Origin of the sequence: Colwellia sp. PAMC 21821 (genome assembly GCF_002077175.1) — a bacterium.
Classification (GTDB): domain Bacteria; phylum Pseudomonadota; class Gammaproteobacteria; order Enterobacterales; family Alteromonadaceae; genus Cognaticolwellia.
The window spans coordinates 3,519,578-3,543,339 of the sequence record NZ_CP014943.1 but is presented as its reverse complement, the minus strand read 5'-3'; the positions used below and the strand labels follow the sequence as shown (position 1 = coordinate 3,543,339).

Sequence of the window (23,762 nt, the reverse complement as noted above, 5' to 3'; positions counted from 1 at the left end):
GAACTATAAAAACACCATTTATTAAGCCATACAATTTTTAGTTTATTGAGCATAAAAAAACATCGCTAGTGGCGATGTTTTTTTTTGTGAATTTTTATGTTAAAAAATACGATAATACCCATTTGATTAATTAAGTGATCTACTTTTTCATGAGAAAAAATGGATAATGACAAGGCATAAAATTTAGTCAGTAGTTATGCTACTTATCAATTTTATAATCCCGTACTTATTCATTTTAAGCATTAAAAATGAGCCGTTAATTAATCAACTTGGTATAACTATAGTTACAAACTGCTCAAATAATCACATCAAAGCTTAACTAAGTACAGCTAAGTTAAGCCAGTCGTTAGTTTAACAATATAGCGTCAACCGTACCTTGCGCTAGCGGGTGATAACCTGGGCGCGCTTTTTTATAAACCGCTTGTGCCCATTCCTTGCCTTTAGCAGATGTTGCAAGCTCTTTATACAAAGGAACAATCAATTTACGACGACCTATTGACTCCAAATATGTTGCCATTGCTGGATAAACAACGTCATAGCCAGAGCGTAATGCCAGTAAATACCATGCATGAGCAACTTCAGCATTTGTACTGTTGGTAAGATTAAATGCTTTATCTAAACTTGTCATACGCTCGTTAGATATGTTCAATGGTAAGTTATTAATAAAGTGTAGCCATTCATGCAATGTCCATTTTTTTGTAGGTATTTGCGCTAATTCAAGCTGGCCGCTGGTCCATTTCGAAATAACGTCATTAATTTTAACAAAAGCATCTGAACGTGGCTTAGGGGTATAAACGGGTAAACCTTGTTCATAAATCCATTCATTTAACTCACCATCACTGACAATGTTAGGAAATTTGTCGGTCAAATTAGCTTTTAAATAAGTCACAAAGTTTTTAGTACCTAAACTTTGAAATGCATGATCATCGAAATATTGCATGATAAAAGTATCAAACTTTTCACGACCAAACTTTTCTTCTAAATAAACTAAAAATAGTTGCCCTTTGGTATAAGGTACGCCAGAAAAAGCATCATCAGGATCACGGCCAGCAAGGTCGATATACAATTGTGTGTCACCTGGCGGTAGCTCAGCAATTTCATAACCTAAGTTTTGAGCATCTAACGCTCGCTCCATTAAGGCTCTATCAGCGCCAAAAACAGCTTCCATAATGCGATTTTCAACATAACTGGTAAAACCCTCGTTTAACCATAAATCGCGCCAGCTTTCGTTAGTCACTAAGTTACCAGACCAAGAATGAGCTAACTCATGGGCAATTAAGTTCACTAAACTTTTATCGCCAGCTACCACGGTTGGGGTAATAAATGACAATCTTGGGTTTTCCATACCGCCAAAAGGAAAACTTGGTGGCAATATAAGTAAGTCATAACGGCCCCAACGATAAGCACCAAAAAGCTTTTCGGTTTCATCGATCATCAGTTGCGTATCATCAAATTCAGTAACGGCTCTATCTAAAATATATTGTTCAGCATAAATACCGGTTTGCTTGCTCATGGCTTTGAACTGTAAGTCACCGACAGCAATAGCAATTAAATAAGCAGGAATAGCTTGTGGCATTGAAAATGAATAATCGCCATCGCGTGCTGTATCAGGTGCGTTGTCAGCACTCATTACCGCGAGTAAATCATCAGAGGTCGTAATGCGGGCATTGTATGTCATGCGTACGCTTGGTGTATCTTGAATTGGTATCCAAGAACGGGCATGAATGGCTTGGCTTTGGCTAAACATAAACGGTTTGTCTTTGCCGGCAGTTTGCTCAGGCGACAACCATTGCAAGCCTGAAGCTTGTGGTAATGAGTTGTAATACACTCTGATGGTTGGCGTTTGAAAAGGTGTTTTAATGGTTAGCTTTGAGCCCATAACATCATCGCGCTTTGCCAGTTTGTAGTTTAATTTTACCCACTGATTGCTCGCATTTTTTGCCATGACACGATGAATGTCTAAATCGCGAGTATCTAAAGTAACATTAGCAACTTCATCGTTAAGCCAATTAAGGCTCAACTCGGCAAAACCTTTTAATGATTTTTTGTCAAAATCAACATCAAGATCTAAATAAAGGTGACTAATTTTTACTTGATCATAGTTAGCATAAGTCAACGCATCATTAACTTGCGCAGAAACTGATTGAATCCAAGTGAGCTGTATAACACAACACATTATGGCAACAAGGCGAATAGAAAATTTCATATAATGTACCCAAAACAAAAGAGGCCTGTAGATTACAGTGAATCTACAGGCCTCTTCAAGTGATAATTATGTCAATTGAACATGTTCTCGCTAAACGTTACGGCTGTTCCATACGTATTACCACTCGGCGGTTTTTACTACGACCGATAATAGTTTCATTGGAGGCTACGTGACGCTTTTCACCATAACCACTTGCTTCTATTCGACTGGCATCAATTCCACTACTAACAATTAAATCTCGCACATTATTTGCACGACGTTCAGACATTTTAAGGTTGGTATTACGACCACCGTAACTATCAGAGTAACCGTCTATTAATACTAGCTCTAACTGAGAATCAAGCGATAAGTATTCAACGATCATATTCATGCGTTTTTGCGATGCTTTGGTTAGCTTATCAGAGCCAAACTGATAGTTAAGTACCGTATAAGAAATATCATCAAAGTTAAAATCTAGTAGATTACTCACGCAACCAACAAAAGCTTGATAGGCCTTTTGAAAACGAGCGGTTGATAAACCCACTGTAATTTTTTCGTCAGTGCTATACCAGTCATTATAATAAAACGTTGGGCTCATGCCTTGATCAAGTTCATTGAGCATGTTCCAAGCAATTTTTTTCGGCAAACTTGGTGAGAATTGTTTATGCAGCTTCATATCTGCTAACACCCTTCCGGCAACCCCTGGCCGCCAATTTGGAGCCTCAGATCGCACTTCAGCTAAAGAATAACTGTCGGGCAATCGCATCATTTCCAATTCAAACTCCATATTCGTTTTACGGTTTGCTGAACTATAAAACTTAGCTTTACCATAGCGTGGAATTTGATGTGATAGCGTACATTGCAGCCGAGAATCATCAGTTAACTGCCATGTGGAGTTTTCAATATCCGCACGATATTGCCTAATGCCCGCATTAGTTTGGGAAATAAATAATGATAATGTAACTAGCGTTATAATTTTTTTCATAAAATTAATTTTCATGTCAATTAATGTGGATTTAATAGCGACATCTTTACTATCGACAAAATCAAGAATAACTTTAACAGTTTATTGGAATATTCCCAAAATTAAATGTTGTGCTTTTAATCTTCGGTGATGCCTTAAGGGATTATTTCTGCGATAATCCCCAACAATATTTATGCTAACCAATACTCATTGCCTTTATGTCTGATAATACAACAGCAACTAATACTCATGCTGAAAAATCACTATTTGCTCAACGCTTTCGAGGCTACTTCCCCGTCGTTATTGATGTTGAAACCGCCGGTTTTAATGCCCAAACAGATGCTTTACTAGAAATTGCTGCAACTACACTTTCTTTAGATGAAACCAGTGGCCAATTCAGTTTAGATGAAACCATTCATTTTAACGTTGACCCTTTTGAAGGCGCAAACCTCGAAAAAGCCGCTTTAGAATTTACCGGTATCGACCCCACTAATCCGTTACGTGGCGCAGTAGATGAGAAAAAAGCTATTACTGAAATATTTAAACTTGTGCGTAAAAAAATGAAAGCTGCTGGTTGCCAGCGCGCCATTATAGTAGCGCACAATGCGTCCTTTGATTTAGGCTTTGTTAATGCGGTTACTGAGCGTTGTTCAATTAAACGCTCGCCTTTTCACCCTTTCGTTAGTTTTGATACCACCACGTTGTCAGGCTTAGCATTAGGTCAAACAGTTTTAGCAAAAGCCTGTGCGGCCGCAAAAATTGATTTTAATAATAGTGAAGCACATTCCGCATTATATGATACGGAAAAAACCGCTGAGTTATATTGCTATATTGTTAATAAATGGCAACAGTTAGGCGGTTGGCCTTTAATTCAACCGGAAGACACTACACAAGATGAATTAACGCAAGAACAAACTTAGCATTTGCATCTAATAGTAGTAGGGTAATTAAAATAATGACTTTGCTTTTCGGCGATTATTTATTCTGAAAAGCAAATTTCTTAACGCCAAAATCATTAAACAAAAAGCGATAAACTTTAAGGCAGATGAATTGGTTTTCAATACGATAACCATAGCAACTGCAAAGTAGCCATAAGGTAAGTATTCGTAAAGCCATTCGGGTAACCTCTTTTTATCAACTGCTTTATTTTCAATATCTTTACGACGGTCAACCCGACGATATTCAGAGCGAGTGACCAACGTTATACATCCAGCACAATAAAGTAACCCCGCAGAAAAAAATACAGGCCAAGTATCATAAAATGCAAGCAAATAAGCACACACTAAAAAATATGCGTAAGGTAAATTTTCATAAATAAATTTAGGGTAATACATCTATAATCCTTTTTTGACATTCAATTACCTCAAGAAGCATTTCAACTTCCTAATCTGTTTATTATTTTAGTCGTAATACAATAATTTACAAAGATTTTTTAAATATATAAATAAATTTCAGACACAAAAAAGCCGCAAGAAGCGGCTTTTTTTACTCATAAATTAACGTAAGCGTTAAAGTTTATCAGCGTTATCTGTAAGGTAAGCTGCAACGCCTTCTGTAGTTGCTGTCATGCCTTTATCGCCTTTGTTCCAGCCAGCTGGACATACTTCACCGTGGTCTTGGTGAAATTGTAACGCGTCGATCATACGGATCATTTCATCAACGTTACGACCAAGTGGTAAATCGTTAACCACTTGATGACGTACACTACCTTCTTCATCAATTAAGAATGAAGCACGAAATGCTACGCCAGCTTCTGGATGCTCTACGTCATATGCTTTACAAATTTCATGTTTTACATCAGCAACTAAAGTGTATTGAACTTGACCAATACCACCATCGTTTATTGCAGTGTTACGCCACGCGTTATGAGAAAATTGTGAATCGATAGAAACACCAATAACTTCAACACCACGGCTTTTGAACTCTTCCATACGGTGATCAAAAGCTAACAATTCTGAAGGACATACAAAAGTAAAATCAAGTGGGTAGAAAAATACTACGGCTTTTTTACCTTTAATAGCTTCAGCTAGATTAAAGCTATCAACAATTTCACCTGAACCTAATACTGCTGCTGCTGTAAAATCTGGTGCTGCGCGACCGACTAATACACTCATTATATTCTCCAATTTTTTAAAATAAATTTAAGTTATTTAATGTTAACTCCACCTAGTATGGTGGCGTTAAGTGATAATTCAATAGTTACTCTGAACTTTCTGCCGAACTATTTTTAGCCGCAGATTCAGTGATCAAGGTTTGTAATTCACCTTGTTGATACATTTCCATGATGATGTCACAACCGCCGACAAGTTCACCGTCAACCCATAGTTGTGGAAATGTTGGCCAATCAGCATACTTTGGTAATTCAGCACGAATATCAGGGTTTTGTAAGATATCAACATAGGCGAATTTTTCACCACAGCCCATCAATGCTTGAGAAGCCTGTGAAGAAAAGCCACAACTTGGTAACTTTGGTGAACCCTTCATGTAAAGGAGAATTGTGTTTTCACTGATTTGTTCTTTAATGCGATCGATTGTTTCCATAATATCCTCAAAAATTAATACTTATACCAATTTAACTAATTATAACATTTCACATAATGAAACAATATTTATTCAATTTGGTATTATTGTGCCCAATACTTAAAGTAAAACTGACGAATATAAACAGAACAATAAATACTAAAGCAAAAAACTTATATATTAAAACTTAATAGCCTTGATAAAACCTATGGTAATACCTATATACTTGGGTAGACTATACAAAGCTTTAATACCCGAGTAGTTTACTAGGTTTTAGACAAAAAAAAACTACTTCTTTAAATTAGCATTAGAATAATTTTTTATAATCACATACTGGAGAATATAATGGCTATCGAATTACCAGCACTACCATATGCAATGGATGCACTTGCACCACATATTTCACAAGAAACTTTAGAGTTTCACTATGGTAAGCACCACAACACTTATGTTGTTAAGTTAAACGGTCTTATCGAAGGTACTGATTTTGAAGGAAAGTCTTTAGAAGATATCGTTAAAACATCTTCTGCTGGTGTTTTCAATAACGCTGCACAAATTTGGAACCATACGTTTTACTGGAACAGCTTAAGCCCTAACGGCGGCGGCGAGCCATCTGGTGCATTAGCAACAGCTATTAATGCAAGCTTTGGTTCATTTGCAGAATTTAAAGCAAAATTCACTGACAGCGCTATCAATAACTTTGGTTCAAGCTGGACTTGGTTAGTTAAGAATGCTGACGGCAGCCTTGCTATCGTTAATACATCTAATGCAGCAACTCCTCTTACTGATGAAGGTGTAACGCCACTAATCACAGTAGATTTATGGGAACATGCATACTACATTGATTACCGTAACCTTCGTCCTAGCTACATGGAAGGTTTCTGGGCATTAGCGAACTGGGATTTTGCCTCAGCAAACTACGCTTAAACGTTACAAGATAATAATGTAAATTTAAAAGGTCAGCATTATTTGCTGGCCTTTTTTTTTAACTAATTTATAGCATTAATTGAAATAAAAAATCGCTTATTCTAGGCTGGTTTTAATCTCCAGCATCTGTGCGGCATCCCCTGCCTTTTTAGCCATTTTGCTAATGACTCCTAAAGTATACAAATCGTTTACATTATCAATGCAAGAACCTAGATTCACGTCATGTGAAAACCCTTCACATCGCTTGTGTTTAGTCTGGAACAATAAGCAGGTGATTTAAATGTTTGTTAATACTTATCATTGAACGTGCAATTATATTGGTGTTGAACCAACACACAATGAAAGTAGATCGTGTGCACGTTAAACAATATATCCTTCTTAAAAATAGTCTCTGGTTACAATTTTTTTCTTTATTTTTTAACTACTTTCAAAATTAACACCTAGACTTAAATTAAATAAAATAGGAAAGGTAAAAGTACGGTCTAATAATATAAGAAGGGTTTGATAAGTTACATTGCTCGTATGGTCGAATTATCAGCCCAGTCTGAACGACTTATCTTCTGGAGGCAGTTATGAGTATATTTCAACATTTCCAATCACGCTACGACGAGGCACAAGAAGAGTGCTATTCAATTCAAGATTTCCTGAGTTTATGTCGTAATGATCCTATGGCCTATGCAAGTGCATCACAACGGTTATTAAAAGCCATTGGCGAACCTGAAATGGTAGACACTTCAAATGAGCCTTGTTTAAGCAGAATATTCTCTAATCGGGTTATTGCCCGCTACCCCGCCTTTAAAGATTTTTATGGTATGGAAGAAGCAATAGAACAAATTGTTGCCTACCTCACTCACGCTTCTCAAGGCTTAGAAGAGCAGAAACAAATTCTCTATTTACTCGGTCCTGTAGGTGGCGGTAAATCATCATTAGCCGAAAAACTAAAAGCACTAATGCAGCAAGAGCCTATTTATGTACTTAGTGCAAACGGTACGCGCAGTCCAGTAAATGACCACCCATTTTGTTTATTTGATGCCAATGCTGACGGTAAAATATTACAACAAGAATATAATATTCCTGAGCGATACCTAAGTACAATAATGTCACCTTGGATTGCCAAACGTTTACACGAATTTAAGGGCGATATTGCGAAATTTGAAGTGATAAAGATTTATCCTTCTATTCTTGACCAAATTGCCGTTGCTAAAACCGAGCCCGGTGATGACAACAACCAAGATATATCAGCGTTAGTGGGTAAAGTAGATATTCGCCAATTAGAGCACTTTGCACAGAATGATCCTGATGCTTATAGCTACTCAGGCGCTTTATGTCGTGCCAACCAGGGCTTAATGGAGTTTGTTGAAATGTTTAAAGCGCCAATTAAGGTGCTACACCCGCTTTTAACGGCGACACAAGAAGGTAATTACAATCCAACTGAAGGCCTATCTGCACTACCCTTTAACGGTATTTTACTGGCTCATTCTAATGAGTCAGAATGGACAACCTTTAGAAATAATAAAAACAATGAGGCATTTTTAGACCGTGTTTATATTGTTAAAGTGCCTTACTGCATGCGAGTTTCTGAAGAAGTTAAAATTTATAAAAAATTATTAGAAAACAGTGAATTAAATACAGCCCAATGTGCACCAGACACGTTAGAAACATTAGCACAATTCTCGGTGCTTTCACGCTTAAAAGACCCAGAGAACTCCAGTATTTATTCTAAAATGCGCGTGTATGACGGTGAAAGCTTAAAAGATACCGATCCAAAAGCAAAATCATATCAAGAATACCGAGAGTATGCAGGCATCGATGAAGGTATGTCTGGGCTATCAACCCGCTTTGCTTTTAAAATATTATCCCGTGTTTTCAACTTTGACCATTTAGAAGTTGCGGCAAACCCTGTGCATTTATTTTATGTACTTGAACAGCAAATAGAACGTGAGCAGCTACCGAAGGAAACCAGTGATCGATATTTAGAGTTTATTAAAGGCTATTTATCACCTCAGTTTATTGAGTTTATTGGCAAGGAGATTCAAACGGCTTATTTAGAGTCATATTCTGAATACGGTCAAAATATTTTTGACCGCTATGTTACTTATGCTGACTTTTGGATCCAAGATCAAGAGTACCGAGATGCTGAAACCGGACAACTATTTGACCGTGAAGCACTGAATAACGAATTAGAAAAAATAGAGAAGCCAGCTGGCATTAGTAATCCGAAAGATTTCAGAAATGAAATTGTAAATTTCGTCCTGCGCGCCAAAGCCAACAACAATGGCACAAATCCGTTATGGACCAGCTACGAAAAATTACGCACGGTTATCGAGAAAAAAATGTTCTCAAATACGGAAGACTTATTACCTGTGATTTCATTTAACACGAAAACATCTAATGATGATCAACAAAAACACGACGACTTTGTTGAACGTATGATGACTAAGGGCTACACCAAAAAACAAGTCAGATTACTTTCTGAATGGTATTTGCGCGTAAGAAAATCTTCTTAGGTATTACTTAGTCCTCATTACGACTAAGTTAGGAGCATATATGACAAACTTTATCGATAGGCGGTTAAATAGCAAAAATAAAAGTACGGTTAACCGCCAACGTTTTATCAGGCGTTATAAAAGCCAAATTAAGCAGTCTGTATCTGAGGCGATAAATAAACGTGGCGTAACTGATATTACCAGTGGTGAAAACATTACCATCACCAAAAAAGACTTAAGTGAACCTTTTTTTCATCAAGGTAGTGGTGGCATTAAAGACCGTGTACACCCGGGTAATGACCAGTTTACGACCGGCGATCAAATTGCTCGACCACCGCAACAGCAAGGCCAAGGTCAGGGCAGTGGTCAAGGCGACGCGAGTGATTCTGGTGAAGGTAGTGACGACTTTGTTTTCTCTATTTCTAAGGATGAATATCTAAATTTACTTTTTGAAGATTTAGAACTGCCTAATTTAGAACAAAATCAATTAGATACAATTATTGATTATAAAACCGTACGCTCCGGTTATTGCGCGGAAGGCGCAGCCTCAAATATTGATATTGTAAAATCGTTACAAGGCTCAATAGCGCGCAGAATTGCCATGACGGCTGATAAACGCCGCCAACTTAAAGCGCTCGAAGCAGAATTAGCCTTGCTCGAACAAGATAGACACGACAACGTTCGAGCTAAAAACAAGCTTATAAAAGCTATTGAAATCATTAAGGCTAGCATTAGCAAAGTGCCTTTTATTGACTCGTTTGACTTACGCTATCGTAATTATGCCAAACAAGCTGTCCCAAGCTCAAAAGCGGTGATGTTTTGTTTAATGGATGTTTCTGGCTCTATGGATCAAGCAACTAAAGATATCGCCAAGCGCTTTTATATTCTTTTATACCTATTTCTTACTCGCACATATGAAACCATCGACGTGGTTTATATTCGCCACCATACTCAAGCTAAAGAAGTGGATGAACATGAGTTTTTTTATTCACAAGAAACCGGCGGAACCATTGCTTCAAGCGCTTTAGAACTGATGATCGACATTATAGAACAGCGCTATAATGAGAAAGAATGGAATGTCTATGGCGCACAAGCGTCCGATGGCGATAATTGGGCTGACGACTCGCCACACTGCCAGCAATTAATGCGCGAAAGTATATTGCCAAAATCAAGATACTTCAGTTATATCGAAATCACTCAACGTGCTCATCAAAGCCTTTGGCAACAATATTCACAAATTGCTGATACCAATGATGCCTTTTCAATGGAACACATAAGAACAGTTGAAGATATATACCCTGTATTTAGAGCGTTATTTAAGAGAAAAAGTGTACAAGCGGCGTAGTCATGTTAAGTGATTAATTATAAGAAAAACTAAATATTCATAAGTATCTTTTCGAGCAATAGATAATTTACTGACAGTAGATTTTTATTATTTCAGGCTAAACATAAGTACTTACATTGACGTGAATCGATTTATAAATGCCCCGGGGCCATATATTTTCAAGGATAAAAGTCATTAGCGAATTGCGCAAGCTATGACGAAATGGCTAAAACGGCTAAAACGGCCATGCAAGCACGAAGGTATTTTATATTTACACCACCTTAAAATGATCGATTATTCGTTTCAATTGGTATAAGGAGTTTTTATGACTAAGCGAAAACCACTCGACGATAGCAGTGACTGGACATTTCCTAAGCTCGAACAATATCAAAGTGAAATTGAACGTGTTGCAAAACATTATCGTTTAGATACTTACACGAACCAAATTGAAGTGATCACCGCCGAGCAAATGATGGACGCCTACGCGAGTGTCGGCATGCCCATTGGTTACAACCATTGGACTTACGGTAAAAAATTTATACAAACTGAGCAAACCTATAAACGAGGACAAATGGGCTTAGCTTATGAAATTGTGATTAACTCTGACCCCTGTATTTCGTATTTAATGGAAGAAAACTCCATGGCGATGCAAGCACTCGTTATGGCACACGCTTGCTATGGACATAACTCATTTTTCAAAGGTAATTATTTATTTAAATCATGGACCGACGCTAGTTCCATTATTGATTACTTAGTATTCGCCAAAAAATACATTGCTGACTGTGAGCATAAACATGGGATTGACGATGTTGAAGCATGCCTTGACGCTTGTCATGCGCTAATGAATCATGGTGTAGACCGCTATAAACGACCACAAAAAATATCACTGGAAGCAGAATTAAAGCGACAAAAAGAACGAGAATCTTACCTACAGTCACAAGTCAACATGCTTTGGCGAACCGTTTCAAATGATGAAAATGATGGTGGACAGACTAAAGCGGTATTTCCAACCGAGCCGCAAGAAAACATTCTCTATTTTATCGAAAAAAATGCTCCACTTTTAAAACCTTGGCAACGTGAATTAGTTCGCATTGTAAGAAAAGTTTCACAATATTTTTACCCTCAAAAGCAGACCCAAGTTATGAATGAAGGTTGGGCTTGTTTTTGGCACTATACCATTTTAAACCATCTTTATGATGAAGGCTTAGTGACCGAGAAATTCATGTTAGAGTTTTTACATAATCATACGAATGTTGTCGCACAAGTTGACTATAACAGCCCTTACTACTCTGGTATAAACCCCTACGCATTAGGTTTTAATATGTTTATAGATATTAGACGGATATGTGAAAGCCCAACCGAAGAGGACAAGCAATGGTTTCCTGACATAGCAGGCAGTAATTGGCTTGATACCGTACACTTTGCCATGGAAAACTTTAAAGATGAAAGCTTTATAAGTCAGTATTTATCGCCGAAGTTAATGCGAGATTTTAAACTATTTCATTTACACGATGACAGCAATAAAAGTTATATCGAGGTTGGCGCTATTCATAATCAAAGTGGCTATCAAAAAATACGCACTATGTTATCTGACCAATACAACTTAAGTAATTTAGAAGCTAACATTCAAATAACTAATGCTGATATTAGCGGCGATCGCTCATTAACTTTACGCTATATTCCGCATCAACAAGTAGCACTTGCAGACTCGAAAGATGAAGTATTAAAGCACCTATATTACCTTTGGAAGTTTGATGTAAAACTATTACAAGAAAATGAACAAGGCGTAGACGAAATTATTGCACAATGCCCACAACCCGATGAATAGGCAATAAAAAAGGCAACTGTCTAGTTGCCTTTCTTGCGTAATTATAGATTTAACGTTTGGTTATTAACTTATTCAGCAAGCTCTTTTAACACTTCGTCTTTTAGCTCTATCCAGAGTTTACCCGACTCAACACCGTATTTTCTAACCGCGTATACCGACTCGTCAAATTGGCCAGCTTTTGCTAATTCAATCAGTTTTTTATAAAATGTTCGCGTTATTTCTCGGCCTCTAGGGTGAGCAAAATACAAACTACCTAAACGCGAGTACAAACCTCTAAAGCCGTTTAAAATCAATAAATAAATAGAATTACCAGAAGCAACTACAAGCTCCTTATTGAGTTTATAATCAAACTCTGCAAAAGCTTCGCCAGTATCTTCAACATCTTCAATAGCCGACAATAACTCTATAGTTTTTTCAGGGTTATTTTTAATAGCGCCACGCACATAAATTGCACTGATATTAGTTCGCGCCGACAGCAAATTTTCGACTAGGTCAGGAATACCCTCTTGATCAAGCTGTGCTAATGTTTCAAGAATATTGAGACTAGATGTTTCCCAAAAATTATTAACTTTAGTCGGTTTACCGTGTTTTATGGTCAACCAACCATCGCGTGCTAAGCGCTGTAGCACTTCTCTTAATGTCGTTCTTGTGACGCCGATGAGTTCTGATAATTCACGTTCAGCGGGTAAAATAGTACCCGGTGGAAATCCACCATTCCAAATAGATTCAACAATATATTGTTCGGCAAATCCTGCTGGACTGTGCGCTTTTATAACCATAGGGCTCCACATCACTTCGAGTTAACTGTAATTGAAACTGATTGTACCAGAACAATCAATCGACACAAGTTGATATATGTGGCTAGCGCCTTTTAAATTAATAATTTAGAGCATTCTGAGTATTAAACTTAAGACTCAACATTCAGATACCAGAAAAAGCTTAATGCTTTCAGTTACTATTTAAGCCCAAAGGATGAATATTTTGTAAGTTTCATACTAGTCTTTAGTACAAAGGTATTATTACCCCCCCAAAATCATTGGCAACGTAAAAGGTAACTCAAAAGTATATTACTTTGTATGAAGAGGTATAATGGCTAAGTTAGCACATTGATTATGCAGCTAAATTATTGGGTTTTGGCATTAAACTATATTGTTCAAATAATTGGCTTCTGACAGATCCTGCCTTTGGGTTCCCACAGTTAGGTGCCCGTCCTAAGCTTCATTGCATATTAATGAATAATACGTACTTGCTTATCCCATGTGCTGCCATGCCAATTAGAGACAGTCCCAGAAGCTTCACAGGAGTCGCAATGCCACTCAATCATGCTAATTGATATACACTTTGCTTTAATGTCTCCATCACAGGTCAGATCATCAGCTCGGGTATTACATTTCAAGTCGACATCTATTAGTGGTTTTTCAATATTTTCAGAAACCGACATCACTATTTTAGTGAGGAATTCAAACACCTTTTTTGCTTGAGCAGTAAGCGCTAATACGTTACCTTCTTCATCAAGAAAGTGCCTTAAATCTACCTTTAATGCCATACGTTTTTACTATCATAAATGTGAATGTGCCTAACATATAGTACTTCAGGCGCTCGGTACATAATTTCTAGATTAATATTATTTAAGCTGGCTAAATATGGGCTAAACATGTGTAAAACCACTTCAGTTTAACGCTGTATTATAATATCGATGAATTCAAAAATGATGAATACAAATCCGTAAGCAAAACATAACTACCTAGACTACTTAATTAATCAGCTAAAATACAAGTGCAGTTATATATGAAATAGACCATTTAAATAGGCTTTACATAGAATAGAATAGAACACTCTGACTACAATAAGTTTAAATCATTGTTTTATTGGACTAAAACATTCGTCAAATGGGGAGAACTACCGATTATCAACCACGATTTTAGAGTCGGGATATATAAATAAAAGGTGATTTTTTATATAGGTTTATGTAGGTTTGGATAAATATTTTTTCAGTTTTTTTGGCAAGAAAAAGCACATGTTACGTAATGCAAAAGTCAAAAGATGAATTGTCTATTCAGTTGTTTTGAAAATCACCTTATCTAATCAGCTCAAACTATTCTGACTTCGATTTCAGCGGCAATTCCAGTAAACTCAAGCCAAAGTGCTTTATCGACGGAATTTTTAGCCAGTATATCTGCACAAGTTTCTTCAGAAACTATCCCCTTCATCATCAACAAATATACTTCGCTTAATTTATCTGCTTTATATAACAACGCAGCTAAAGCTGAACGGTTTTCAGTTTTTTGTTGCCGTAAACCTTCGCAGTAAATATTCGGTAGGTTCCACTCTATCGCGATCAAATAACTGATATCGACAGACATTTCAGTCATCAACTCTTTAAAAATTTTTGTTCCTGGTAAACTTGTTATCTCTTCGGCTAAAGCCTTAGAAAGACAATCAAATATGATAATTTTCCCTAAATCATGAATCAGACCTAAGAAATAGCCGTCAAAACCATTTTCGTCATTATTATCGGCTAATAGTTCACAGAGTGTGGCGCACTGCACAGAGTGAAGCCAAATTTGTTTACCAAACATTTTGTAATAAATGGGTTTGCAAGGAATAACTCTCGCCATTAAAAGCGTAGTCGCAATTCGTAAAAGACCTGCTAAACCTATAAACGACACTGCTCGACTCAACGATAGTATTTCTTTATCACCTCGATGATAAGTTGCAGAGTTCGCTTTTTGTAACACTTCTATGGCGAATGATGGATCTTGTTTTATTATTTCAACAAAACTCGATACGTCTGAATCAGGATCTTGAATTGTATTTAATAAACGAACTAACATAGCGGGAAGTGCGGGAATATGCTGACCGAGCATTTTGGGATCATTTAATATTACTTTTACTTTTTGCAATATCTTGATTTCGAGCTTATGCATTGGTATTTCAGCGTTAACATCGCCAAACATGACGTCATAAAAAGCCGTTGAATTGTTTGTTAGCATTTAAATACCTCCCTTTATTTCATTAGGTGCTGCGATAATGACTACAATACACCAACGACTATAAAATTAAAGTAAGTAAAGTGTAGTTTAAACTTGTACATATAGGCAAAACGGCACGTAATATCAAGATGATTAATTAGCTGCTCACTTTTAATGGTTAAACCATCCTCACTTAATGCCTGCAAGCTTAATATTTAAAGTTGCAGCATATTACTTTGAACAACTACTTATCAGATAAACCCCTTATATTTGATCGTTTTTTCTTACGTATAAAGTAGGCTAGGTAATGAATTTAATTAGTAGTTTTACCCTATATTAAAATAATTAGCAGCTTAACTTGAGTGTAGTTAGTTATGAGCTTACTGGTAAATAATCTACTACATTTAAATAAACCAAGCTTTATCTACACTTAAAATGGAAAAGAAGTTATAAACTTTGTTTTAACCGCTTATTTAGTAGTTTTTATGTTATTGATTTTACGACACTAATTAAATTTATTGTTTGAGAGATATTTTACTACACAACAGCTTACTCTGACTTATTTACAATAGTTACATTTACGCTTAAACTCTTAAGCGTATTAAATTTATAAAAAATAATTATAAAAAACAGTAAAATCACTCTAACTCAAGATCTTAATTTTTCAAAAGGTTCAATATGCAGCAATCATTCATGAATGCGTTTTATAAAAACTTTCTAGGCAATTCGCCAGAATGGTACAAACTCGCAATAATTACATTTTTAGTCATCAACCCCGTATTGTTTTTCGTTGTAGATCCCTACGTCGCAGGTTGGGCATTGGTTATTGAATTTATATTTACCTTAGCCATGGCGCTAAAATGTTATCCGTTACAACCGGGTGGCTTATTGGCTATTGAGGCTGTTGCCATAGGAATGACAAGCCCTGGACAAGTAATGCATGAAATGATTTTAAACTTTGAAGTGATTTTATTATTAATCTTCATGGTGGCCGGCATTTACTTTATGAAGAGCTTATTACTGTTTTTGTTTACTAAAATAGTGACTAAAGTACGTTCCAAGGTCATGGTTTCGCTACTGTTCTGTTTCTCAGGTGCATTCTTATCAGCCTTTTTAGACGCCTTAACAGTAATCGCGGTTATCATCAGTGTTGCTATTGGTTTTTACTCTGTTTACCACAAAGTTGCTTCAGGTAAAGATGTACTTATTGAGCACGACCATACCAGTGACAACGAATTAGCTGAATATTCACGTGCAGATTTAGAACAATTTCGTGGCTACTTACGTAATTTAATGATGCATGCTGGTGTTGGTACGGCGTTAGGTGGTGTTTGTACTATCGTTGGTGAACCTCAAAACTTAGTTATTGGACAACAAGCCGGTTGGGAATTTCTTGAATTTGCTATTCGTATGTCACCAGTCACTATTCCAGTATTCTTTGCTGGTCTTTTAACTTGTTTCTCTTTAGAAAAACTAAAATGGTTTGGTTACGGTGTTGCGTTGCCTGAAAATGTTTACAATGTGTTAAATGAATATGATATTGCTGAAAGTGAAAAGCGCAATACATTAGATAATGCCAAACTTGTTATCCAAGGTGTTATTGCCGTTTGGTTAATTGTGGGTCTGGCATTGCATTTAGCGCCGGTCGGTATTATTGGCTTATCTGTTATCATTCTAGCAACCGCGTTTACTGGGGTTACTGAAGAGCATCAAATTGGCCATGCCTTTGAAGAAGCCTTACCTTTCACTGCACTATTAGCGGTATTTTTTGCTGTTGTCGCGGTCATTGTTGATCAAAGCTTATTTACGCCAGTTATCACTTGGGTATTAACCTATGAAGGTAACATGCAGTTAGTTATGTTTTACCTAGCTAACGGCTTTTTATCGATGGTTAGTGACAACGTTTTCGTTGGTACGGTATACATAACAGAGATCACAAAAGCATTAGCTGCTGGACAAATTACTCGTGACCAATTTGACCTACTAGCGGTAGCGATTAATACAGGTACCAACTTACCAAGCGTTGCAACGCCAAATGGTCAAGCGGCATTCTTATTCTTATTAACTTCAGCGTTAGCTCCGTTAATTCGTTTGTCATATGGTCGAATGGTCATCATGGCTTTCCCGTATACTATAGTGTTAACTATTGTCGGTTTACTGGCTATCTCAACTGGGCATTTAAGTGAATCTACTGACTATTTTTATGAAATAGATCTAATACAACACCATGATGGTGGAGCTGCAATTAAAGCACCTGGTGGACACTAGCCATTTGCTCAAGCTATAAGCTGATATAAAATCTAACAAAAGCGCCCTTGTGGCGCTTTTTGATTATTGTTAGCATGCGTAGACTCGTAAAAACCATCCCATTCGGATTAACAACAACCCTGTCGTAGGTAATATTTCGTGAACTGTTTAAGTCAATTATCTTTAAATCAACGAGCGTGGCAACTGCTCGCTGTTAGTGCCCTATGTTTTGAATTGATCGCATTGTACTTTCAATATTTTATGGGACTTGAGCCCTGCATTATGTGTATTTATCAACGCACAGCAGTATGGGGAGTTTTTCTAGCCGGTGTTATTGGAGCCTTTGGATGCCAAAACGTAGTGTTGCGTATTGTCGCTTTCGCTTTATGGGCCACAGGAGCTATATGGGGCTTTATCATTGCTTTAGAACATGTTGATATGCAATCTACAACCATGTCGTTTTTATTTAGTTGTGAGTTTGTGCCAAATTTCCCCACATGGGCACCTTTACATCAATGGTTACCCGCCTTATTTGAAGCAACGGGTGATTGTGGAGATATTATGTGGCAATTTCTTGGTTTTAGTATGCCACAAGTAATGTTGGTTATATTTGGTGTCTATAGCGCTGTGTTCGCTATCGTTTTATCGGCGCGGTTGCTCAAAGAAAAAATGTTTTAATCTAACGCTAAGAGATAACTAATACTTCATGGTATTAGTTATCTCACTTTTTGTGAATTGTAGCTTTAGGCATTACTTACTCAATAGGAAGTTACCGTTTAAACTGAGCTCAGTATCTCTTTCAGATACAGCTAAAGTTACAGTTACAGTTACAGTTACAGTTACAGTTACAACGATTAAACAGCATACCTATATGTTAGTCGTGTGGCTTTTTTGCAAGTAATACCAAATGTAATAAGTTATTGACCAATTTTAAGCGAGGATAAATTGTTCAAGAATACATGTTTATTGTTCCAGACTAAACATAAGTACCTGCATATATGGACCCACTCCGTTTGCAAGACATTTAATCGTTATGTAAGAGAAAATCATTGCTCTCATATATCCGGCCTGTTTATGAAGGATTTTTACCTTCTGGCCCCGATGGTTGTTTGCGCTCACACTCCTCATCATCCCTCCGGCTTTTTTATTAGCCAATGCAGGTACCAGGTTTTGTGCAAGCCAGTCTGACTATCTTACCATCCGATTAATTTATCTTTTGCAACTGAAGTAAAAGGGTTTTACTGTTATCTCATCACTGAAACCAATCTAACTTGCTTCAGTTTTGAGCTTTATTTATATAGCCGGGCGATAACTTTCCCCCTTCGCCATTATTACCCAAGCCATTCTTGCTATTTTATTCGCCACAGCAACGCATGCTTTGTTGTGTCCTCGTCGGGATTTTAACGCTTGTGCCCACAAACTAAATCGGTCAGTTTTGTTTTCACTGTGCCTTAATACTGCCCGGGCCCCGTGGATGTATAGTGTTCTTAAATAACTATTACCGCGTTTACTTATACCGAGTAAGGTGGCCTTTCCACCCGTTGAATGCTGCCCAGGAACAAGCCCAAGCCATGCCGAAAAATGTCGACCATTTACAAAGTCTTTTCCATCTCCTGCAGCTGCATAAGTAGCGCTAGCTGTGATTGCTCCAATACCTAATATTTCATCTAAGCGAACACATATTTCATTTTCTTTATTCATCGTGTTTAAGCGAACTTCACACGCTTTAAACTTCACTTCTGTGACTTGAAATTCAAGCCATAACTCATTAAATATCTCCCGACTTAAATACGTTAACTCATTTGTCGCATCCTCTAAAATATCCGGCAGTTCATTGCGAATTGCAGAAATACCTTTATTGATGACAATGCCATATTCTCCTAACAAGCCTCGTATCTGACTTGCTAATGCTTTACGTTCTTTCTTTATGCGTTCACGTTGTCGATGGAAGTTTTGAATATCTTGTTGTTCTATCGATTTAATTGGCACAAACCTCATGGTCGGGCGTTGCGCTGCCTCTGCAATACCTTCGGCATCGTTATAATCATTTTTATTGCCTTTAACGAAGGGTTTTACATATTGAGGCGCAATAAGTTTTACTTGGTGCCCCAATTCAATAAATTTTCTAGCCCAGTAGTTCGCACTGCCACAAGCTTCCATTACAATTAGGCAAGGCTCTAATGTTGCCATGAAACTCAACACTTGTTTTCTTCTTAATTGTTTCTTTTTTACAAATCGCCCATTTTTATTCACAGCGAACATGTGAAAAATTGATTTTGCAATGTCTAAACCGATTGTAGTAATCTTCATGTTGATCCACTCCGCTTTTATAAATGATTGTTGTCACTTTCATTTTGGCCCTAAAGAGGCCTGAAATAAAGTTGGAGTGGGTCCATACCATTATCCCTGCAGGCAAGGCGTTTGATTGATTAGGGCATGGATGCCCGTAAGTAGAACAATGCAGGAGCAATTGTCGAGTAATAGCGGACGTGTGTGATTGAAAACAACGCAGTTATTGACGATTTAAACCGCCTTAAAATGATCGATTATTTATTTCAATTGGTATAACTATTAGAGCAATAACAGATAACAAGTAATCCCCACTAAACACGCAATAATAAAGCTAAGAACAGCCCCTTCTCTAACCATATCCTGAATTTCAATTTCACCGGTTCCGTACGCTATAGCATTTGGTGCAGTTGCTACAGGTAGCATAAAGGCACAACTCGCACATATTGCTGCTGGCACCATTAACACTTTAGGATCATATCCTGAGGCAATAGCCGCGGCAGCTAAAATAGGCATTAACAAAGTCGCCGTAGCGGTGTTACTGGTTATTTCGGTTAAGTATGTAACCACCAAACAAATAGTCAAAATCATGATAATTGCAGGTAAATTTGCAAATGTTGCAAGCCATTGTCCCAATAAACCACTTAATCCTGAGGCTACAAAACCTTTAGCTAATGCGATACCACCAGCAAATAGCAATAACATGCCCCATGGAATAGTTTTAGCGCTGTCCCAATCCAGTAGTCGAGCACCTTTACCGTTCGGGACTATAAACATCAGCACAACCGCAAATAATGCGATGGTACTATCGCCGGCTATTTCAACACCGAAAACTCCGCTCCATCCACCAAAGGGTTCTGAACGTGTTATCCATGCGAGCGCGGTTAAACCAAACACCCATAATGTTCGAGTCTCTTCTGCACGCCATGGTCCTAAAACGGGTAAATGTATATCTTGTTCAAGCTTAACGTTTCTGGTTAGCCAAAAGGCCATAATTGGCACAGCGAGAACGACAATGGGTACACCAATTTTCATCCATTCTAAAAAGCCAAATTCAATGCCGGTTTGTTCTTCGTAAATGCCCATAAAAATTACATTCGGCGGTGTTCCAATCGGCGTACCTACGCCGCCAACATTCGCGGCATAGGCAATACCTAGAATTAAAGCCACTTTAAGCTTCTGATTGTCAATATGTTTCAGAATAGCTAAGGCTATAGGGAGCATAATTAGGGTTGTTGCGGTGTTAGAGATCCACATGCTTAAAAATGCACTTGCGATCATAAAGCCTAGCACCATGCGCCTACCACTATTTACGCCAACCATTCTCACCATATAAACAGCTAAGCGCTCATGCGCGCCACTTTTTTCTATGGCTTTTGACAGCATAAATGCCCCCATTAGCAACAATATTACGTGGCTACCCAAGGCGGATGCGACCGTTTTATGATCAACAACACCAAAAAGTGGTAACAAGGCAAAAGGGACTAAAGATGTTGCAGGAATAGGCAGTGCTTCAGTAACCCACCAAATTACGGTTAATAGCGTTATAGCCGCTGCAATAGACGCTTTACTCTCTAAGCCTAGGGCTTGTAAAATAAAGTAAAAACATACGGCTATGACAGGAGCTAACGGAATAAATAACTGTCGAGTTAATTTCATAATTTATCCAATATTTTTATTGTTATTGTTCTTGTTCTTGTTATTTGAACCTAATTTGTATTGCTCGATATTCACTTTTTACTATAGAATTTACGCTTTTCAATCTGTAAAACTTGCACTAGCAATTAAAAACTATCGGAAATTACTCAGAGACTGCCTAGCCTGTTGCCATGCGGAATTATTTTTCAATGATGACCACTGACTATCTGCTTTTTTTAATAACATGCTAAGCCGCTGTGCGCCGACTGACGAAATTGAAATATTGGCATTATCGAGCACATCAATACAGCCGTCTCGGTTATTACATAACAATAACATATCGCAACCTGCGGCTTGTGCCGCTTCAGCACGTTCAATATAACCACCGACACTCGCTGCGCCCTGCATCGATAAATCATCACTAAAAATTACGCCATTGAACCCGAGTTGTTCACGTAAAATATTTTGTAACCAATAGTGAGAAAAACCGACTGCCTGGCTATCAACATCAGGAAATATAACATGTGCAGGCATTAACGCATCAACTTTTCCTCTGGCTATAAGTTGCTGAAATGGTAATAAATCTTGTTGAAAAACATCAGCTTTTGAACGGTTATCTATCGGTAAATCTATATGAGAGTCAGCTTTAACACTGCCATGACCTGGAAAATGTTTTCCGGTTGCTTTCATACCAACTTGATGCAAACCATCAATAAAAGCTTCAGCTAATTCTGTGACATAATCAGGCTGTTGATGAAAGGCTCTATCACCAATAACATCGCTTATGTTATTAATATCAAGTACAGGTGCAAAACTAATATCAATGCCGACCGCTTGCACTTCTAATGCCATTAATATCGCACTTTGTTTGGCTAGTTCTTTAGCTAATGTAAGATTTTCTTCTGACATTTGCCATAATTTACCCATAGCAGGGATCAACGAAAAACCATCTCGAAAGCGTTGTACACGACCGCCTTCATGATCAACCGCGATTAAAATAGGTTTCTTTGCCGCGATTCGAATTTGTTGACTAAAATCGGCAATTTGTTCTGGTGATTGATAATTGCGAGTAAAAAAGATTAATCCACCAACCAGTGGATGTTGAAGAATTTCTTTATCTTCTTGAGACAATGATGTGCCGTGCACATCAAGCATAACTGGACCCATAACAACACTTTAAAAGTTTAAGATGTTGCTACTCTACCTAAATAACATCGATAAACAAAGATGCTTAACTCATTATCTGACATTTAAGCCTGAGTAAAGTGGTGTCTTTAGCTTTAAGTAAATAATATAGCAACACGTTGAGTGCAAAGTGCATCATTAAACCTAGATTTTAGCTTACTACAATTTAACTTCTAGAGTTCACTGGCATAGGAGCACCAACGCCAGCAGCAACATAAGGAATAACGTTGCGGATAACATCTGAAATTTGTAATTCACGGTGAAAATCACTTTTCGCAATATCGATTAATGCGTCGCTTGATGACATAGTGAATACGACTGTGCCCATAGTAAAATGCAAACGCCAAAACATCTCTTCTGCACTTAACTCAGGATAGGCTTTTTGCACTGCTATCACAAAGTTATCAATTACACCTGGGTATTGAGTGGTTAAAAACCAGCGTAAAAATCCTTGGCTATCGGTATAACCTCGACCTAATAGCTGTAAAAAATTACTCGTACCGTTATTTTTAATTTCGTTTAATGATAACAGGGGATCAATAAAAGCAGAAAACACCTCAATTAAGCTCGGTGAATCTTGCTCGCAAACCTGAGTTAAGGCTATCTCTAAACGTGGGGATAACTCGTTCATATAACGCGACATAACGGCTTTAATTAATTCTTTTTTCGAACCAAAGTGATAATTAACCGCGGCTAAGTTAACTTCTGCCTGACTCGTTATTTCACGTAGAGAGGTGCCATTAAAACCTTTATCTGCAAACAAGCTCTCTGCTGCATCTAATATTTTATTCTTAGTACTCATAAGTAAATAGCGCCATAAATCTAGTTTATTAAAGAAATTAATACAGGCAGTTTAAACAAGCGTTTTAAATAACGCAACTCGGATTAAATACATCGAGATATAAAAGGCAAATAAACTCTATAAAAGCGCTTTTCAGATAGGTTATTTTACAAACTGTTACTGGTTAACATCTGTAAACCAAGCAACAATATAAAGACTAATTATAGCTAGCTTGATATTTATGAGCTACAAAGTTAAATCAATAATCACGCAACTTAGAGCATCGATACTATTAAGCCGATCTGATTACAAAGTATTACATAAAAAACACAGTTAAAAACACCTAATATAGCTATTATATCTAGGCGTTTCTTGAAGAGATTTTTGAAACGCAAATTTCATACTTTCCCTAGTAT

19 protein-coding genes are annotated in these 23,762 nt (G+C 37.3%); 7 read left to right on the top strand and 12 right to left on the bottom strand.

What is annotated here, in order from left to right; translation table 11 throughout:
• Positions 1-346 precede the first annotated feature (346 nt).
• Both A3Q33_RS14995 and A3Q33_RS14990 read right to left on the bottom strand, forming a co-directional pair.
• Positions 347-2,176: a M1 family metallopeptidase gene (locus tag A3Q33_RS14995; protein WP_231295863.1), complete on the bottom strand. Its 1,830-nt coding sequence runs from the start codon at positions 2,174-2,176 to the stop codon at positions 347-349.
• A 127-nt stretch (positions 2,177-2,303) separates the two neighbouring features.
• Positions 2,304-3,170 (bottom strand): flagellar protein MotY, encoded by an 867-nt coding sequence (locus A3Q33_RS14990; RefSeq protein ID WP_155866784.1) that lies wholly within the window; start codon positions 3,168-3,170, stop codon positions 2,304-2,306.
• A 197-nt stretch (positions 3,171-3,367) separates the two neighbouring features.
• On the opposite strand from A3Q33_RS14990, the gene rnt reads away from it, so the two are divergent.
• Complete coding sequence (gene rnt, locus A3Q33_RS14985) at positions 3,368-4,069, top strand: ribonuclease T (protein ID WP_081180636.1); 702 nt, start codon at positions 3,368-3,370, stop codon at positions 4,067-4,069.
• 27 nt (positions 4,070-4,096) lie between these two features.
• Here the strand turns inward: rnt and A3Q33_RS14980 are convergent, their stop codons facing one another.
• From A3Q33_RS14980 to A3Q33_RS14970, 3 genes are all read right to left on the bottom strand, one after another.
• The gene (locus A3Q33_RS14980; protein WP_081180635.1) at positions 4,097-4,483 is read right to left on the bottom strand and encodes a hypothetical protein; all 387 of its coding nucleotides are present in this window, start codon (positions 4,481-4,483) and stop codon (positions 4,097-4,099) included.
• A 174-nt stretch (positions 4,484-4,657) separates the two neighbouring features.
• On the bottom strand, positions 4,658-5,263 hold the full coding sequence (locus A3Q33_RS14975; protein ID WP_081180634.1) for a peroxiredoxin: 606 nt from the start codon (positions 5,261-5,263) through the stop codon (positions 4,658-4,660).
• 85 nt (positions 5,264-5,348) lie between these two features.
• Positions 5,349-5,690, bottom strand: a complete 342-nt coding sequence (locus A3Q33_RS14970; protein WP_081180633.1) for a Grx4 family monothiol glutaredoxin — start codon at positions 5,688-5,690, stop codon at positions 5,349-5,351.
• 324 nt (positions 5,691-6,014) lie between these two features.
• Here A3Q33_RS14970 and sodB point away from each other — a divergent pair, with 324 nt between their 5' ends.
• The 4 genes from sodB to A3Q33_RS14950 all read left to right on the top strand — a co-directional run bounded on the left by sodB (position 6,015) and on the right by A3Q33_RS14950 (position 12,234).
• Entirely contained in the window at positions 6,015-6,596 is a 582-nt protein-coding gene (gene sodB, locus A3Q33_RS14965; protein ID WP_081152700.1) for a superoxide dismutase [Fe], read from the top strand.
• 572 nt (positions 6,597-7,168) lie between these two features.
• Complete coding sequence (locus tag A3Q33_RS14960; protein WP_081180632.1) at positions 7,169-9,103, top strand: PrkA family serine protein kinase; 1,935 nt, start codon at positions 7,169-7,171, stop codon at positions 9,101-9,103.
• A 40-nt stretch (positions 9,104-9,143) separates the two neighbouring features.
• Positions 9,144-10,427, top strand: coding sequence for a YeaH/YhbH family protein (locus A3Q33_RS14955; protein ID WP_081180631.1), 1,284 nt, complete (start codon positions 9,144-9,146; stop codon positions 10,425-10,427).
• A 304-nt stretch (positions 10,428-10,731) separates the two neighbouring features.
• The gene (locus A3Q33_RS14950) at positions 10,732-12,234 is read left to right on the top strand and encodes a SpoVR family protein (RefSeq protein WP_081180630.1); all 1,503 of its coding nucleotides are present in this window, start codon (positions 10,732-10,734) and stop codon (positions 12,232-12,234) included.
• A gap of 68 nt (positions 12,235-12,302) precedes the next feature.
• Here the strand turns inward: A3Q33_RS14950 and fadR are convergent, their stop codons facing one another.
• The 3 genes from fadR to A3Q33_RS14935 all read right to left on the bottom strand — a co-directional run bounded on the left by fadR (position 12,303) and on the right by A3Q33_RS14935 (position 15,227).
• Complete coding sequence (fadR, locus tag A3Q33_RS14945; RefSeq protein ID WP_081180629.1) at positions 12,303-13,013, bottom strand: fatty acid metabolism transcriptional regulator FadR; 711 nt, start codon at positions 13,011-13,013, stop codon at positions 12,303-12,305.
• 449 nt (positions 13,014-13,462) lie between these two features.
• The gene (locus tag A3Q33_RS14940; RefSeq protein ID WP_081180628.1) at positions 13,463-13,780 is read right to left on the bottom strand and encodes a hypothetical protein; all 318 of its coding nucleotides are present in this window, start codon (positions 13,778-13,780) and stop codon (positions 13,463-13,465) included.
• Between the two features lie 544 nt (positions 13,781-14,324).
• Entirely contained in the window at positions 14,325-15,227 is a 903-nt protein-coding gene (locus A3Q33_RS14935; RefSeq protein WP_081180627.1) for an HDOD domain-containing protein, read from the bottom strand.
• Between the two features lie 657 nt (positions 15,228-15,884).
• Between A3Q33_RS14935 and nhaB the strand changes: the two genes are divergently transcribed.
• The gene (gene nhaB, locus A3Q33_RS14930; RefSeq protein ID WP_081180626.1) at positions 15,885-17,474 is read left to right on the top strand and encodes a sodium/proton antiporter NhaB; all 1,590 of its coding nucleotides are present in this window, start codon (positions 15,885-15,887) and stop codon (positions 17,472-17,474) included.
• 138 nt (positions 17,475-17,612) lie between these two features.
• Positions 17,613-18,131 carry a disulfide bond formation protein DsbB gene (dsbB, locus tag A3Q33_RS14925; RefSeq protein ID WP_081180625.1) on the top strand — a complete coding sequence of 173 codons (519 nt, stop codon included), beginning with the start codon at positions 17,613-17,615 and terminating at the stop codon, positions 18,129-18,131.
• Between the two features lie 615 nt (positions 18,132-18,746).
• Here dsbB and A3Q33_RS14915 read toward each other — a convergent pair.
• The 4 genes from A3Q33_RS14915 to psrA form a co-directional block, all read right to left on the bottom strand.
• Positions 18,747-19,763 (bottom strand): IS110 family RNA-guided transposase, encoded by a 1,017-nt coding sequence (locus A3Q33_RS14915; RefSeq protein WP_081178157.1) that lies wholly within the window; start codon positions 19,761-19,763, stop codon positions 18,747-18,749.
• A gap of 261 nt (positions 19,764-20,024) precedes the next feature.
• A complete protein-coding gene (locus tag A3Q33_RS14910) occupies positions 20,025-21,401 on the bottom strand; it encodes an SLC13 family permease (protein WP_081180624.1) in 1,377 nt (458 codons plus the stop codon).
• 132 nt (positions 21,402-21,533) lie between these two features.
• Positions 21,534-22,547 (bottom strand): beta-N-acetylhexosaminidase, encoded by a 1,014-nt coding sequence (nagZ, locus tag A3Q33_RS14905; protein ID WP_155866783.1) that lies wholly within the window; start codon positions 22,545-22,547, stop codon positions 21,534-21,536.
• A 184-nt stretch (positions 22,548-22,731) separates the two neighbouring features.
• Positions 22,732-23,367, bottom strand: a complete 636-nt coding sequence (psrA, locus tag A3Q33_RS14900; RefSeq protein ID WP_081180623.1) for a TetR family transcriptional repressor PsrA — start codon at positions 23,365-23,367, stop codon at positions 22,732-22,734.
• Between the last annotated feature and the right edge of the window lie 395 nt (positions 23,368-23,762).

Bases quoted from the DNA above. Each gene is read 5' to 3' on its own strand.
- sodB (WP_081152700.1), top strand. From the start codon at position 6,015: ATGGCTATCGAATTACCAGCACTACCATATGCAATGGATGCACTTGCA.
- A3Q33_RS14990 (WP_155866784.1), bottom strand. From the start codon at position 3,170: ATGAAAAAAATTATAACGCTAGTTACATTATCATTATTTATTTCCCAA.
- A3Q33_RS14970 (WP_081180633.1), bottom strand. From the start codon at position 5,690: ATGGAAACAATCGATCGCATTAAAGAACAAATCAGTGAAAACACAATT.
- nhaB (WP_081180626.1), top strand. From the start codon at position 15,885: ATGCAGCAATCATTCATGAATGCGTTTTATAAAAACTTTCTAGGCAAT.
- fadR (WP_081180629.1), bottom strand. From the start codon at position 13,013: ATGGTTATAAAAGCGCACAGTCCAGCAGGATTTGCCGAACAATATATT.
- A3Q33_RS14910 (WP_081180624.1), bottom strand. From the start codon at position 21,401: ATGAAATTAACTCGACAGTTATTTATTCCGTTAGCTCCTGTCATAGCC.
- psrA (WP_081180623.1), bottom strand. From the start codon at position 23,367: ATGAGTACTAAGAATAAAATATTAGATGCAGCAGAGAGCTTGTTTGCA.
- A3Q33_RS14980 (WP_081180635.1), bottom strand. From the start codon at position 4,483: ATGTATTACCCTAAATTTATTTATGAAAATTTACCTTACGCATATTTT.
- A3Q33_RS14935 (WP_081180627.1), bottom strand. From the start codon at position 15,227: ATGCTAACAAACAATTCAACGGCTTTTTATGACGTCATGTTTGGCGAT.
- A3Q33_RS14975 (WP_081180634.1), bottom strand. From the start codon at position 5,263: ATGAGTGTATTAGTCGGTCGCGCAGCACCAGATTTTACAGCAGCAGCA.
- rnt (WP_081180636.1), top strand. From the start codon at position 3,368: ATGTCTGATAATACAACAGCAACTAATACTCATGCTGAAAAATCACTA.
- A3Q33_RS14915 (WP_081178157.1), bottom strand. From the start codon at position 19,763: ATGAAGATTACTACAATCGGTTTAGACATTGCAAAATCAATTTTTCAC.
- A3Q33_RS14950 (WP_081180630.1), top strand. From the start codon at position 10,732: ATGACTAAGCGAAAACCACTCGACGATAGCAGTGACTGGACATTTCCT.
- A3Q33_RS14960 (WP_081180632.1), top strand. From the start codon at position 7,169: ATGAGTATATTTCAACATTTCCAATCACGCTACGACGAGGCACAAGAA.
- A3Q33_RS14995 (WP_231295863.1), bottom strand. From the start codon at position 2,176: ATGTGTTGTGTTATACAGCTCACTTGGATTCAATCAGTTTCTGCGCAA.
- nagZ (WP_155866783.1), bottom strand. From the start codon at position 22,547: ATGGGTCCAGTTATGCTTGATGTGCACGGCACATCATTGTCTCAAGAA.
- A3Q33_RS14955 (WP_081180631.1), top strand. From the start codon at position 9,144: ATGACAAACTTTATCGATAGGCGGTTAAATAGCAAAAATAAAAGTACG.
- A3Q33_RS14940 (WP_081180628.1), bottom strand. From the start codon at position 13,780: ATGGCATTAAAGGTAGATTTAAGGCACTTTCTTGATGAAGAAGGTAAC.